Annotated in this window: 12 protein-coding genes; 2 read left to right on the top strand and 10 right to left on the bottom strand. The window is 59.0% G+C overall.

Annotation, left to right across the window (positions count from 1 at the left end; translation table 11 throughout):
• The first annotated feature begins 26 nt into the window (after positions 1–26).
• Positions 27–1,247: an MFS transporter gene (locus tag GQR96_RS18110; protein WP_065903370.1), complete on the top strand. Its 1,221-nt coding sequence runs from the start codon at positions 27–29 to the stop codon at positions 1,245–1,247.
• A 138-nt stretch (positions 1,248–1,385) separates the two neighbouring features.
• Here the strand turns inward: GQR96_RS18110 and guaA are convergent, their stop codons facing one another.
• Both guaA and guaB read right to left on the bottom strand, forming a co-directional pair.
• The gene (gene guaA, locus GQR96_RS18115) at positions 1,386–2,963 is read right to left on the bottom strand and encodes a glutamine-hydrolyzing GMP synthase (protein ID WP_004201905.1); all 1,578 of its coding nucleotides are present in this window, start codon (positions 2,961–2,963) and stop codon (positions 1,386–1,388) included.
• A 67-nt stretch (positions 2,964–3,030) separates the two neighbouring features.
• Positions 3,031–4,497, bottom strand: coding sequence for an IMP dehydrogenase (guaB, locus tag GQR96_RS18120; RefSeq protein WP_004151980.1), 1,467 nt, complete (start codon positions 4,495–4,497; stop codon positions 3,031–3,033).
• Between the two features lie 158 nt (positions 4,498–4,655).
• On the opposite strand from guaB, the gene xseA reads away from it, so the two are divergent.
• Positions 4,656–6,047 carry an exodeoxyribonuclease VII large subunit gene (gene xseA, locus GQR96_RS18125; RefSeq protein ID WP_004201903.1) on the top strand — a complete coding sequence of 464 codons (1,392 nt, stop codon included), beginning with the start codon at positions 4,656–4,658 and terminating at the stop codon, positions 6,045–6,047.
• Here the strand turns inward: xseA and GQR96_RS18130 are convergent.
• From GQR96_RS18130 to rodZ, 8 genes are all read right to left on the bottom strand, one after another.
• On the bottom strand, positions 6,031–6,249 hold the full coding sequence (locus tag GQR96_RS18130; protein WP_004201901.1) for a zinc ribbon domain-containing protein: 219 nt from the start codon (positions 6,247–6,249) through the stop codon (positions 6,031–6,033). The two genes, xseA and GQR96_RS18130, sit on opposite strands and share 17 nt — an antisense overlap.
• A gap of 49 nt (positions 6,250–6,298) precedes the next feature.
• A complete protein-coding gene (locus GQR96_RS18135) occupies positions 6,299–7,378 on the bottom strand; it encodes a Gfo/Idh/MocA family oxidoreductase (RefSeq protein WP_065903374.1) in 1,080 nt (359 codons plus the stop codon).
• A 117-nt stretch (positions 7,379–7,495) separates the two neighbouring features.
• The gene (der, locus tag GQR96_RS18140; RefSeq protein WP_004144309.1) at positions 7,496–8,974 is read right to left on the bottom strand and encodes a ribosome biogenesis GTPase Der; all 1,479 of its coding nucleotides are present in this window, start codon (positions 8,972–8,974) and stop codon (positions 7,496–7,498) included.
• Positions 8,975–9,087: 113 nt separating this feature from the next.
• Positions 9,088–10,266, bottom strand: coding sequence for an outer membrane protein assembly factor BamB (gene bamB / locus GQR96_RS18145; protein ID WP_004201895.1), 1,179 nt, complete (start codon positions 10,264–10,266; stop codon positions 9,088–9,090).
• Between the two features lie 10 nt (positions 10,267–10,276).
• Positions 10,277–10,897, bottom strand: coding sequence for a YfgM family protein (locus GQR96_RS18150; RefSeq protein ID WP_004201892.1), 621 nt, complete (start codon positions 10,895–10,897; stop codon positions 10,277–10,279).
• A 34-nt stretch (positions 10,898–10,931) separates the two neighbouring features.
• On the bottom strand, positions 10,932–12,206 hold the full coding sequence (gene hisS / locus GQR96_RS18155; protein ID WP_069135832.1) for a histidine--tRNA ligase: 1,275 nt from the start codon (positions 12,204–12,206) through the stop codon (positions 10,932–10,934).
• Positions 12,207–12,297: 91 nt separating this feature from the next.
• Positions 12,298–13,419 (bottom strand): flavodoxin-dependent (E)-4-hydroxy-3-methylbut-2-enyl-diphosphate synthase, encoded by a 1,122-nt coding sequence (ispG, locus tag GQR96_RS18160; RefSeq protein ID WP_004201890.1) that lies wholly within the window; start codon positions 13,417–13,419, stop codon positions 12,298–12,300.
• Between the two features lie 26 nt (positions 13,420–13,445).
• Positions 13,446–14,438 carry a cytoskeleton protein RodZ gene (gene rodZ, locus GQR96_RS18165; RefSeq protein WP_004201889.1) on the bottom strand — a complete coding sequence of 331 codons (993 nt, stop codon included), beginning with the start codon at positions 14,436–14,438 and terminating at the stop codon, positions 13,446–13,448.
• Positions 14,439–14,563 lie beyond the last annotated feature (125 nt).

Here is a 14,563-nt window from a genome sequence, read left to right on the forward strand (position 1 = left end):
CAACTCTCTTAACGGAATGAAAAACCATGGGAACACCGGCTATTCCCCGACGCCTAGCCTTCACCGCGGGCGCTCAGCAACTGATCAACTGGGGTATCTCTTTTTATATGCCCGGCACCTTTGCCGGAGCTATCGCCGCCGACAAGGGATGGAGCTCGCCGCAGATCTATCTTGGCCTGACGCTTGCGATGCTGATCATGGCGGCGGTCTCCCCGCTGGTCGCCAGTCTGCTGGCTCGCTTTGGCGGACGACTGGTGGTCACCAGCGGAACCTTACTGATAGCCGCCAGTTGCGCGATGATGGCCTGGAGCCCTTCGCTGGTCGGCTGGTACGGCGCCTGGCTGCTGACCGGCGTCGGCATGCGGCTGTCGTTGTATGATGCCCTGTTCGCTGCGGTAGTGAACCTTTACGGCCAGCAGGCGCGGAAAACCATCTCTCAAATCACCCTCGCCGGCGGTCTGGCCTCTGCCCTCTTCTGGCCGCTGGGGGAGGCTTTACTCACCGTGATGTCCTGGCAGGATGCCCTGCGGGTCTATGCGCTGTTTGGCCTGCTGAGCGCATGGCTGAGTTATCAGCTGCCTCGTCAGCGGCTCGGCTCATCGACGAAAGCGAAAGCCCCAACAGCGGATGGCAATCGGCGTAACGGCATACGTTATGCGCTCTTTATTGCGCTGATCACCTTCATCTCCACCGGCACCTCCACCCATCTGCCGGAGTTTATCAGCCACTTTGGCCTGCCGGTTGCCATCGGAATGCTGTGGGGATTTGGCCAGACCGGCGCCCGGCTGGGGGAAGTGCTGGCCGGTCGACGCATCACCCCGCTCGCGCTGACGCGTTTTACCGCGCTCGCCATGCCGCTCTGTTTTCTCCTTGGTGTCAGCAGCACGGCGTATGCCGGGTGCGCAGCCGGGTTTGTGCTCGGCTATGGCGCGATAAATGGGCTGGTGACGATTGTGAAAGCGACGCTGCCGCTGGCGCTGTTTAGCGCAGAAAGCTACGCCAGCCGCACGGGTCTCCTGCTGATCCCCGGGCAACTGATGGCGGCGGCCGCCCCCTTTACCTATGCATGGCTGAACCATCGGCTGGGTATCGTGGGTGGAATGTGGATTTCCACCGGGTTAACGCTGATCGTTGCCGGACTGGCGCTGGCGATGGCGCGCTCGGTGGGTAAAACAGAGCCGGGCAAGCGTCCAGCCCTCTGCCCGGGGGCAAAACATAGGCCGGCTGAACATCTGCCGGAACCATAAACGGGTACATTCACCGGGGACACAGGAAACCACCCAGTGATGGATAGCGGTGAGGGATGACGGGATTGAGGCTGGGCATAAATTAAAAAACCCTCTGTAACAACAGAGGGTTTCGTTTTATTCAACTAACGCCGGGGATTATTCCCACTCAATCGTTGCTGGCGGCTTACCGCTGATGTCATACACCACGCGGGAGATACCGTTCACTTCATTGATAATGCGGTTAGAGACGCGGCCGAGGAAATCATACGGCAGGTGCGCCCAGTGCGCGGTCATGAAGTCGATGGTTTCCACCGCACGCAGGGAAACCACCCAGTCGTATTTACGGCCATCGCCCATCACGCCGACGGAGCGAACCGGCAGGAATACAGTGAACGCCTGGCTCACTTTGTTGTACAGGTCAGCTTTGTGCAGCTCTTCGATGAAGATAGCGTCCGCGCGACGCAGCAGGTCGCAGTACTCTTTCTTCACTTCGCCCAGCACGCGCACGCCGAGGCCCGGGCCCGGGAACGGATGACGGTAGAGCATATCGTACGGCAGACCCAGCTCCAGACCGATCTTGCGCACTTCGTCTTTGAACAGCTCACGCAGCGGCTCAACCAGCCCCATCTTCATCTCTTTCGGCAGGCCGCCCACGTTGTGGTGAGACTTGATGACGTGCGCTTTACCGGTGGCGGAAGCGGCAGATTCGATAACGTCAGGATAGATGGTGCCCTGCGCCAGCCATTTGACGTCGTCCAGCTTCAGCGCTTCTTCGTCGAACACTTCCACGAAGACGCGACCGATGATCTTACGTTTCGCTTCCGGATCGCTTTCACCTGCCAGCGCGTCGAGGAAGCGCTGCTCGCCTTCCACGTGAACGATGTTCAGGCCAAAGTGGTCGCCAAACATCTCCATCACCTGCTGGGCTTCGTTCAGACGCAGGAGACCGTTATCCACGAATACGCAGGTCAGGTTTTTGCCGATGGCGCGGTGCAGCAGCATCGCGGTCACCGAAGAGTCCACGCCGCCGGAGAGGCCGAGGATTACTTTGTCATCGCCAACCTGCTGGCGAATACGCTCAACGGCGTCGTCGATGATTTTCGCCGGGGTCCACAGCGCTTCGCACTGGCAGATGTCGCGCACAAAGCGCTCCAGCATACGCATCCCCTGACGGGTGTGGGTCACTTCCGGGTGGAACTGCACGCCGTAGAAGCGTTTTTCTTCGTTGGCCATAATGGCGAACGGGCAGTTGTCGGTGCTGGCGACGGTGACGAAGTCAGATGGGATGGCGGTGACTTTATCGCCGTGGCTCATCCACACGTCCAGCAACGGTTTGCCGTCCGCGGTCAGGGAGTCTTCGATACCGCGCACCAGCGCGCTGTCGTTAACCACTTCAACCTGCGCGTAGCCAAACTCACGCTCGTTAGAGCCTTCTACATGGCCGCCCAACTGCATCGCCATGGTCTGCATACCGTAGCAGACGCCAAATACCGGCACGCCGGCTTCGAACACATACTGCGGCGCGCGCGGGCTGTTCTCTTCGGTGGTGCTTTCCGGGCCGCCGGAAAGAATGATGCCGCTTGGATTAAATTCGCGGATCTGTGCTTCCGTGACATCCCATGCCCACAGCTCACAGTAGACGCCCAGTTCACGCACGCGACGCGCCACCAGCTGAGTATACTGTGACCCGAAGTCGAGAATGAGAATGCGATGTTTATGAATGTTTTCCGTCATTGACGCTAATTCCGAGGCAAGTGAAACAGAGTAAATAAATCGCCCGACGCAAGGTCGGGCGAAGAAATCAGGAGCCCAGGCGGTAGTTCGGGGACTCTTTGGTGATGGTCACGTCGTGAACGTGGCTTTCCTGGATGCCCGCACCGCTGATGCGTACGAATTCAGCTTTGGTACGCAGCAGGTCAATGGTACCACAGCCGGTCAGCCCCATACAGGAGCGCAGGCCGCCCATCTGCTGGTGAATGATCTCTTTCAGGCGGCCTTTATAGGCCACGCGGCCTTCGATACCTTCCGGCACCAGTTTGTCAGCGGCGTTATCGCTCTGGAAGTAGCGGTCAGAGGAGCCTTTCGACATCGCGCCGAGGGAACCCATCCCGCGATAGGATTTGTAAGAGCGCCCCTGATAGAGTTCGATTTCGCCCGGGGATTCTTCGGTACCGGCCAGCATGGAGCCGACCATCACTGCCGCCGCACCGGCCGCGATCGCTTTGGCGATGTCGCCGGAGAAACGGATACCGCCGTCGGCGATAACCGGAATTCCGGTGCCTTCCAGCGCTTCCACCGCGTCGGAAACGGCGGTGATCTGCGGCACGCCTACGCCGGTCACGATACGGGTAGTACAGATGGAGCCCGGGCCGATGCCTACTTTCACCGCACTGCAGCCGGCTTCCGCCAGCGCGCGCGCGCCTGCGCCAGTGGCGACGTTGCCGCCGATGATCTGCAGGTCTGGGTATTTCGCACGTGTTTCACGAATACGTTGCAGAACGCCTTCGGAGTGGCCGTGAGAGGAGTCAATCAGCAGGACGTCAACGCCCGCTGCCACCAGCGCGTCAACGCGCTCTTCGTTGCCCGCGCCGGCACCAACCGCAGCGCCTACGCGCAGACGGCCCTGCTCATCTTTACAGGCGTTCGGTTTACGTTCCGCTTTCTGGAAGTCTTTTACGGTGATCATCCCGCGCAGGTGGAAGCTCTCATCCACAACCAGCGCTTTCTCAACGCGTTTTTCGTGCATCTTAGCGAAGACCACTTCACGGCTTTCGCCTTCACGCACGGTGACCAGACGCTCTTTCGGGGTCATATAGACGCTGACCGGCTGGTTCAGATCGGTAACGAAACGCACGTCGCGGCCGGTGATGATGCCGACCAGCTCGTTCTCTTCGGTAACCACCGGGTAGCCGGCGAAGCCGTTACGCTCGGTCAGCTCTTTCACTTCACGCAGGGTGGTGGTCGGCAGAACGGTCTGCGGGTCGGTGACCACGCCGGACTCATGTTTCTTCACGCGGCGAACTTCTTCCGCCTGGCGCTCGATGGACATGTTTTTGTGAATAAAGCCGATGCCGCCTTCCTGTGCCAGGGCAATAGCCAGACGCGCTTCCGTTACGGTATCCATGGCTGCGGAGAGCATAGGAATATTCAGACGAATGGTTTTCGTCAGCTGAGTGCTGAGATCGGCTGTATTCGGCAGAACGGTAGAATGAGCGGGAACGAGGAGGACGTCGTCAAACGTCAGGGCTTCTTTAGCGATACGTAGCATGGGCAATATCTCGACCAGGGTGGATAAATATTGCCGTGGCATTATACAGAGCGTAACCGATTGCATCTACCCTTTTTTGCAAATAATACTTGCCATCCCCTCTGAGCGCGTTACTATCGACTGAATAACCTGCTGATTTAAAGTTTGATCTTGCTCACATGTTACCCTCTCAATCCCCCGCAATTTTTACCGTAAGCCGCCTCAATCAGACGGTGCGTCTGCTGCTTGAGCGCGAAATGGGCCAGGTTTGGATCAGCGGCGAGATCTCTAACTTCAGCCAGCCTTCTTCCGGCCACTGGTACTTCACCTTAAAAGACGATAACGCCCAGGTGCGCTGCGCGATGTTCCGCAACAGCAACCGCCGGGTCACGTTCCGCCCGCAGCACGGGCAGCAGGTGCTGGTTCGCGCCAACATCACCCTGTATGAGCCGCGCGGCGACTACCAGATTATCGTTGAAAGCATGCAGCCCGCCGGCGAAGGGTTGCTGCAGCAGAAGTATGAGCAGCTGAAAACGCAGTTAACCGCGGAAGGGCTGTTCGATCAAAAACATAAGCAGGCGCTCCCCTCCCCCGCCCGCTGCGTCGGGGTCATCACCTCGAAAACCGGTGCCGCGTTGCACGATATTCTCCATGTTCTCAGGCGCCGCGATCCCGGGCTGCCGGTGATCGTCTACCCGACCGCGGTCCAGGGTGACGATGCCCCAGGGCAGATTGTGCGCGCCATCGCGCTGGCCAACGCGCGCCAGGAGTGTGACGTGCTGATTGTCGGGCGCGGCGGCGGTTCGCTGGAGGATCTGTGGAGTTTTAACGATGAGCGGGTGGCGCGAGCTATCTTCGCCAGCCAGATCCCTATCGTCAGCGCCGTTGGCCATGAAACCGACGTCACTATCGCTGATTTTGTTGCCGACCTGCGCGCGCCGACCCCTTCTGCCGCCGCAGAGATCGTCAGCCGCAATCAGCAGGAGCTGCTGCGCCAGCTGCAGGCCGGGCAGCAGCGGCTGGAGATGGCGATGGACTATTTCCTCGCCAGTCGCCAGCGCCGTTTTACCCAGTTGTTCCATCGTCTGCAGCAGCAGCACCCGCAGCTGCGGCTGGCCCGCCAGCAGACCGCTCTGGAACGCCTGCGCCAGCGGATGCGCATCGCCGTGGAATCGCAGTTGAAACGCGCCGATCAGCGGCAAAAGCGTACTGTTCAGCGCCTGAATCACTACAACCCGCAGCCGCGCATCCACCGGGCGCAATCGCGCCTCCAGCAGCTGGAATACCGGCTGGCGGAAACGATGCGTGGCCGCCTCAGCGAGCGGCGTGAACGGTTTGGTCACGCGGTGACCCATCTGGAGGCGGTGAGTCCCTTAGCCACCCTCGCGCGCGGCTATAGCGTCACTTCGGTGAGCGACGGCACGGTACTAAAGCAGACAAAACAGGTCAAAACCGGCGATCTGCTCACCACCCGCCTGAAAGACGGCTGGGTCGAAAGCGAAGTGAGGCAGATTGCGCCGGTGAAAAAAACGCGGGCCAGAAAGCCATCGCCGCCTAAACCAGCGGAATAAATTCCACCCGTTTTTTCGAGATCAGGCCGTGCCCGTGCTGGCAAAAGTAATCCACCGCGCCGCACGCTTTCAGCACCTCCAGCGGCTGGTGGCATTCCGGGCAGCGCGCCTCAAGGGCAAATACCCTTTCGCACTGAGCGCAATGCGCGCTGCTGCCTTTGACATCTAACGGCGCGTGGCACAGAGGGCAATCAAGTTCCATAACCATTCCTTTCAACGTTTATCTGCATCTATTTTACCATGTTCCGGGTTTAATGAGGGCCGCGTAATTGCTGCTGCAACCTGAGCAGCCACTCCACTTCCTCAAGCCGACGCCGCGTCAGCCCGGCCACGCTTTCGGGCGCCCGGGTAAACACATTCTCCGCGCCAAGGATCTGCTCATCGAGACAGTGCGAATAGATCGCTCCGGGCCGGGTCCAGCGCTGGATCCGCTCACCGTCCTGTAGCGTCGCCACCTCGCCATCAGGGGCGCGATCGAGGGCGAGCATTCGCCCATCCCGCAGCCCTATCCGCATTCCCTTTTGCCCGCCCGCGGGACCAGCATATTTGTTAAGCCAGATATTCAGCGGGATATCGCCCAGACGTCCCTGCAGATGCGCCTCTCCCTCGGCGGTGACCATATCCCCATGAGCAATGTCCCGGCCGAGACGGTCTTTCACCGCCCGGACGGCGAGCTCCAGCGTCACATCGCCTCCGCAGCCGAGCAGGGTTTCACGCAGCATCGCCAGGACATGGGTACCGATATCGAGGATCACGCCGTCGGGATGACGCAGCTGCCGGGTATCCAGCTCGCCGGTGGCAAAGTTGAGCGCGACCGGTTCTCCGGCAGCGTTAAAGCCGCTTGGCTCCAGCAAATAGCCTTCGATCCAGACGATATCCTGCGCTGAAAGGTGCGGCGGCGGCAGGCCGCTGGCCTCCTCTTCCGCCTGCCACGGCGGAGCAAGAGCGTTCAGCGCTAACCCACGCGCCATCCAGTGGTCGAGGGCCAGCACGCGACCGGCCTCCCTGGCCGGCGCCAGCAGCGCCCGCAGCCGGGCGGCCTGCTCAAGGTTGGCCACAATCGGTTTCTCCACCACGATGCGGGGAATGGCGCTGGCTAACGCCCTCTCCAGCACGGGCAGGTGCTGGAGAGATGAGGTGGTAATGAAGAGCGTATCCAGGGGTTCGGCCAGCAGCGCCGACAGCGAATTGCGGCGCTGGATCCCCGGCAGCGCTCTGCTGCAGTCCAGGTCATAGCCCTGGCAGCTATCAATACGGTATCCCAGGCGGCGCAGCGCCGGTAAATAGGCAGTTTCTACCACCGCGCCAAGGCCGATAAAACCAATCTGCATAATAAGTCCACTTTTGAGCCGGTCTGTTCCCGGCGAAGTATCGCGGGATTATGGCGGAAAGTTTTGACTTTTACCGGCGCGGCGGCCACAAAAAACCCGCCGAAGCGGGTTTAATGATTATTTGCTTTTCTTGATGTGCTTGATCAGGCGCTTACGTTTACGCATCTGGTTCGGCGTCAGGGTGTTGCGCTTGTTGGCGAACGGGTTTTCCCCTTCCTTGAACTGGATACGGATTGGCGTGCCCATCACGTCCAGGGATTTACGGAAATAGTTCATCAGGTAGCGCTTGTAGGAATCCGGCAGATCCTTCACCTGGTTACCGTGGATCACCACGATAGGTGGGTTGTAGCCCCCGGCGTGAGCATATTTCAGCTTCACGCGTCGGCCGCGAACCAGCGGTGGCTGATGATCTTCCGCCGCCATGTTCATGATCCGGGTCAGCATCGCGGTGCTTACGCGGCGGGTAGCGCTATCGTAGGCTTCACGTACCGATTCAAACAGGTTGCCGACGCCGCTGCCGTGCAGGGCGGAGATGAAGTGCACCCGGGCAAAGTCGATAAAGCCCAGACGATAGTCGAGGGTCTCTTTCACCTGCTCCTTCACTTCCTGGCTCAGACCGTCCCATTTGTTGACGACGATCACCAGGGAGCGACCGCTGTTGAGGATAAAGCCCAGCAGCGACAGATCCTGATCGGAGATGCCTTCACGGGCATCAATCACCAGCAGCACGACGTTGGCGTCTTCAATCGCCTGCAGGGTCTTGATGACCGAGAATTTCTCCACCACGTCAGTAATTTTGCCGCGCTTGCGCACCCCGGCGGTATCGATGAGCACGTATTCGCGCTCGTCACGCTGCATCGGGATGTAAATGCTGTCGCGGGTAGTGCCCGGCATATCGTAAACTACCACGCGATCTTCGCCGAGGATGCGGTTGGTGAGCGTCGATTTACCGACGTTGGGACGTCCGACAATCGCCAGTTTGATCGGCAGATCCTGAGGATTGAAGTCATCTTCAGGCTCTTCTTCCGCTTCACCGTTCTGCTCAGCTTCGAATTTTGCCCAGTATTCGGCGTCTTCATCCACCTCTTCCTGCGGATTAACCTCATCTACCCATGGCAGCAGGGCCTGCTCCAGCAGGCTGGTCACACCGCGGCCGTGCGAAGCGGCAATAGGATAGATATCGCCCAGGCCAAGCGACCAGAAGTCCGCCATCGCCTGGTCGACGTCGATGCCGTCGGTTTTGTTAGCCACCAGGAAGGTGGGCTTTTCACGAGAGCGCAGGTGTTTAGCGATCGCGATGTCCGCCGGCATCAGGCCCGCGCGCGCATCGACCATAAACAGCACCACATCGGCCTCTTCGATTGCCAGCAGCGACTGCTCCGCCATCCGGGTTTCCACGCCCTCTTCCGTACCATCAATACCACCGGTATCGATACAGATGAATTCGCGGCCTTCGACTTCGGCCCGACCGTACTTACGGTCACGAGTCAGCCCCGGGAAATCCGCAACCAGCGCATCACGAGTGCGCGTCAGGCGGTTAAAGAGCGTGGATTTTCCAACGTTAGGGCGCCCGACAAGCGCGACCACAGGTATCATGTTAAATGCCTCATACAATCACTAAGCAACATCGTCATAACGACGTTTTTAAAAAAGTCAAAACGGCCCCTGTCTGCCAGGGGCCGTTTCTTAATCACTCACGACAGCGGTAATTAACGCGTAATCGCGTACAGCGTACCGTCTTTCGCCTGGATCAGCAGTCGACCATCGGCCACAACCGGGTCGGTCAGGAAGCCGGAGCTGTCCACTTTCTGCTGCGCCACAAAATGGCCATCTTCCGGGTTCACCCAGTGCATATAGCCTTCGCTATCGCCGACCACCAGATTGCCATTATACAACACCGGCGCGGTCAGCAAACGGTGCAGCAGATCGCTTTGTGTCCACAGGGTCACGCCGCCATCGGTAGTCAGCGCCAGCAGGCGGTCATTCTGGTCAACCAGATAGATACGGTTGCCATCGACGATGAAATCATTCACCGAACCCAGCTCGCGTTTCCACATAATCTGGCCGCTACGCAGATCCAGCGCGGTCAGGTTACCGTTGTAAGCCAGCGCATAGACAACGCCGTTGACGATAATCGGCGTGGTGTCGACGTCGCTCAGACGGTCGATTTCCGTCGGCCCGGTGGCCGTGGAAATACGCTGCTGCCAAATCATCTGCCCCTGCTGCATCAATACCGCGCTGACGCGGCCATTGTCGCCGCCCACGATCGCCGCGCCGTAGGCGGTGGCCGGAGCGGATTCGCCGCGCAGGGAGAGCGCAGGCATATCCAGGTTCACCGTCCATTTCACGGCGCCATCGGTCTCATTCAGCGCCTGCAGCTGGCCGTTACTGGTGTGGACCAGCACCATGCCATCGCTCACCACCGGGCGCGACAGCGCTTCGCCGGCGACGCGGGTTTGCCAGGCCACGGTACCATCGCTGGTATTCAGCGCATACAGCTGCGCTTTTTCACTGCCGATATAAACATGGCCGCCCGAGACGGTCACACCGCCGGAAAGCAGCGCCGGGGTACGCGAGAACCAGCCATCTTTCTCCGCCAGATTCACCGACCATACCTCTTTACCGTCGTCGGCGTTCAGCGCTTTGACGGTGCCTTTACGGTCAGCGGCATAAACCACGCCGTCGGCGAAGGCCGGATGAAGGTTAGAGTAAAATTCGCCGATACCATCGCCAACCGAGGTGCTCCAGGACGTGGACGGCGTAAACTGGTTTTCTACCGTCGGCAGCGGTGACATTTTCACCACATCTTCTTCGCTATTAAACAGCGAACACCCGCTCAGCAAGGTAACGGAAAGCAGCCCTGGCAACAGTAATTTACGCAATTGCATCGAGTCCCTCTCAGATGGACAAATTATTCATTTTCATACGCATCATTTCGCTGAGCGCAGGAGAAGCATCGCTTTTCACGCCAGCTTCCCACGCCGCACGGGCCCCTTGCTTATCGCCTTTGCTCAACAGAATTTCGCCGCGCAAATCAGCCACAATAGCGGTCCAGCCTTCACCTTTAATGCTGTCGAGGGTTTTCAGCGCCGCATCAGCCTGCTTCATCTGCAGTTGAACGCGGGCAAGACGCATACTGATAACCGATTTCAGATTATCATCAGACGCGGCAGCCAGCCCCTGCTGAAGCTGCTTTTCGGCGTTCGGCAGATCGTTCTGTTCAACAAAATGCTGTGCCAGCTCGAGAGAAGCGAAGGCGCCGTAGGTATTTTTATTGTCAGCCGCGAACTTCTCCGCCCCTGACAGCACTTCTGGCGTATTTGATTTCAGCGCGGAAGTCGCCTGTTCGTAAGCCAGCGACGCGTCTCTGGCGGTATCCTGCTGATGGGAGGTCCAGTAGCGCCAGCCAACCAGCGCGCCAATCCCTAAAATCACCCCGACCGCCAGCGCTTTGCCGTTTTCGGCAAAGAAGCGCTTCAGCGCATCGACCTGATCGTTCTCGTTGTTAAAAGTTTCCACGCAGTCCTTCTCCTGACTAATAATTCCCGGGAGATTAACCCAGAAGTATGCGCAAATGCGCGGCAACGCTCTCCTGCGTTACGGTAGTTTGCTCACCTGAGCGTAAATCCTTCACTACCACGTTTCCGTCAGCGATCTCTGACTCACCCAGCACCAGCGCGACGCGTGCGCCCCACTTATCAGCGCGGGCGAACTGCTTCTTAAAGTTGCCGCCGCCGTGGTTGGTCATCAGTTTCACGCCGGGTAGCGCATCGCGAACCTGCTCAGCCAGACGCATGGCGGCGGACTGAGTATCGGTTCCGGAGGCTACCAGGTATATATCGACAACAGGATCGGCTTTAAATTCCGGATTCACTGCCTGGACCAGTAAAACAAGACGTTCCAGCCCCATGGCGAAGCCCACGCCCGGGGTGGCACGACCGCCAAGCTGCTCAACCAGACCGTCGTAACGGCCGCCGGCACAGACGGTGCCCTGGGAACCGAGACTGGTGGTCACCCACTCAAACACGGTGCGGTTATAGTAGTCGAGACCGCGCACCAGGCGCTGGTTGACGGTATAGCGGATCCCGGCATCGTCAAGCAACGCGCACAGGCCGGCAAAGTGGGCTTTCGACTCTTCGTCGAGATAATCGCCGAGCGCCGGCGCGTCGTTCAGCAGCGCCTGCACGTCCGGGTTTTTGGAGTCCAGCACCCGCAGCGGGTTGGTATACATCCGGCGTTTGCTGTCTTCATCAAGCTTATCGGTAAACTGCTCGAGATAAGCCACCAGCGCGTCGCGGTAGTTGGCGCGGGCTTCCAGCGAACCGATGGAGTTCAGCTCAAGGCTAACGTGATCGGAGATGCCCAGCTCACGCCACCAGCGCGCGGTCAGCATGATCAGCTCCGCATCGATGTCCGGCCCCTGCAGGCCAAAAACTTCGGCGCCGATCTGATGGAACTGGCGGTAACGGCCTTTCTGCGGACGCTCGTGGCGGAACATCGGCCCGACGTACCACAGGCGCTGTTCTTGATTGTACAGCAGACCATGTTCGATGCCGGCTCGTACGCAGCCCGCTGTCCCTTCCGGACGCAGCGTCAGGCTGTCGCCGTTGCGGTCCTCAAAGGTGTACATCTCTTTTTCAACCACGTCGGTCACTTCGCCGATCGCGCGTTTGAATAACGGGGTCTGCTCTACAATCGGCAAACGGATTTCGCTGTAACCGTAGCTACCGAGCACCTGCTTCAGTGAGCCTTCAATGCGCTGCCAGAGAGCGGTTTCGCCCGGCAGATAATCGTTCATGCCACGGATGGCTTGAATGTTCTTTGCCACGTTTATTCTCTTTATATATACAAAAATGAACCCCGGCGCCTCGCGCCCGCAGGTTCAATCATACACGGGAAGCGTATCGCTTCCCAACACGTTATTTTGCTTCAAGCTGTTGAACGTCAATCCGACGGGCTTCATCGAGCATCGAGGCTTTGGCGCGGATCCGCGCTTCAAGCTGGTCGATCATGTCGTTGTTGTCCAGGCGATCTTTACGCACGCCGTCTTCATACAGGCCGCTTTTCTTGTTGCCGCCGGTCACCCCGAGGGTGGAAACCAGCGCTTCGCCCGGGCCGTTCACCACGCAGCCGATGATCGAAACATCCATCGGGGTGATGATATCTTCCAGACGTTGCTCCAGGGCGTTCACCGTACCGATAACGTCAAACTCCTGACGCGAACAGGTCGGGCAGGCGATGAAGTTAATACCGCGGGAACGGATACGCAGCGATTTGAGGATATCGAAGCCAACCTTGATCTCCTCCACTGGATCCGCCGCCAGCGAGACGCGCAGCGTATCGCCGATCCCTTCGGACAACAGCAGCCCAAGACCGATCGCCGATTTCACCGCGCCGCTGCGCGCACCGCCCGCTTCGGTGATCCCGAGGTGCAGCGGCTGATCGATCTGTTTCGCCAGCAGGCGATAAGACTCTACCGCCAGGAAGACGTCAGAGGCTTTAACGCTGACTTTAAACTGATCGAAGTTAAGGCGATCGAGATGATCAACGTGGCGCATGGCAGATTCGAGCAGCGCCTGCGGCGTCGGCTCGCCATATTTTTCCTGCAGATCTTTTTCCAGCGAGCCGGCGTTGACGCCAATGCGGATCGGGATGTTTTTATCCCGTGCGCAATCTACGACCATGCGGATGCGCTCTTCGTTGCCGATGTTGCCTGGGTTGATACGCAGGCAGTCGACGCCATATTCTGCGACTTTCAGCGCAATACGGTAGTCAAAGTGGATATCGGCGACCAGCGGGACGTTGACCTGCTGTTTGATCAATTTGAACGCCTCAGCGGCGTCCATCGTCGGAACAGAGACGCGGACAATATCCGCGCCTACGCGCTCTAACGCTTTGATTTGATTTACGGTCGCAGCCACATCAGTGGTGCGCGTATTGGTCATTGACTGAACGGCGATGGGGGCCCCATCGCCAATTGGCACATTACCAACGTAAATACGTTTAGATTTTCTACGTTGAATCGGAGCCTGGTTATGCATGAAAAATCTCCCGCGTTACCCGTCTGTTACTGCGCCGGTGATGATTCGGCATTAAGGGTCAGACGCGCAACCTGGTTAGTTCTGATAAAACGACTTAAATCGACAGGCTTGCCCAGATACTGGATCTCTACCGCAGCCGGGGCGCCAATTTTCAGCTTATACGGCGCCTGACCGCTCAGGTTCAGATTTCCGCCTTTACGCTGCAGGCCGCTGAACAATTTTTTGCCGGTAGCATCGCTCACTTCCAGCCAGCAGTCGGCGGAAAAGTTCATCACCAGATCCTGCGCCGATGCCGCCGGGTTCGTCACGTTCGCCTGATCGGTCGGCAATGGCGTGGCCGGGGTAGCCGGCGCCGTCGGGGCTGCGCCTGCGGTATCGACATTGGCCTGGGAAGGCGCGACAACGGCGTTATTGTCCGCTGGCGTCTGAGCCGGTGCGCTGGTGGTCGGGGCGCTGGCGGTATCGGTTGGCGCGCTGTTCGCAGCGCTATCGGCGGTCGGGGCTGCCGGGGCGCTGGTATCCAGCGGCACGCTCTGGCTACTGGTGTCGCCGCTGTTCAGCTCAGCGGAAGACTGATCGGCCATGGTGGAGATCTCTTCCTGCTGCGCCTTATGGTCTTGCCACCACCAGGCGCCGCTCAGGCCGATAACCACAAACAGCACCAGCCAGGTGAAGCTCATCAGCCAGCCGTCGCGTTTTTTGCGACGTTTACCTAAAGAGAAGCTCTGCATTGGCGCGACTTTCGCCGCACGGATGGGCGCTTGCTTGGCCATCATCGGCAGCAGCTCGTCTTCTGGAATATGTACGAGGCGAGCATAGGAACGGATGTACCCGCGCAGGAAGGTGGAAGCGAGGTCGGCAGGCGCCTTATCGTCTTCAATATCACGAACCGTGGACACCTTCAGGCATAAGCGTTCTGCCACCGCTTGCTGGCTAAGTCCGAGTTGTTCGCGGGCGTGACGCAGACGCGCGCCCGTGGTGTTTGCTTCTTGATGATCTTGAGTGGCTTCAGTATTCATTCGCTACAACTACTGGTACGTGAAATTTAAAGTTCAGCGCGGGAAAAAGCCGGCGCCGCGAGACATCTGTGGTACGTCAGCCTCACAGTATAGGACTGTCAGCCGCGCGATCACAGAGACGAATC

It is taken from the genome of Klebsiella sp. PCX, assembly GCF_021869705.1.
Taxonomy (GTDB): Bacteria; Pseudomonadota; Gammaproteobacteria; order Enterobacterales; family Enterobacteriaceae; genus Klebsiella; species Klebsiella quasipneumoniae.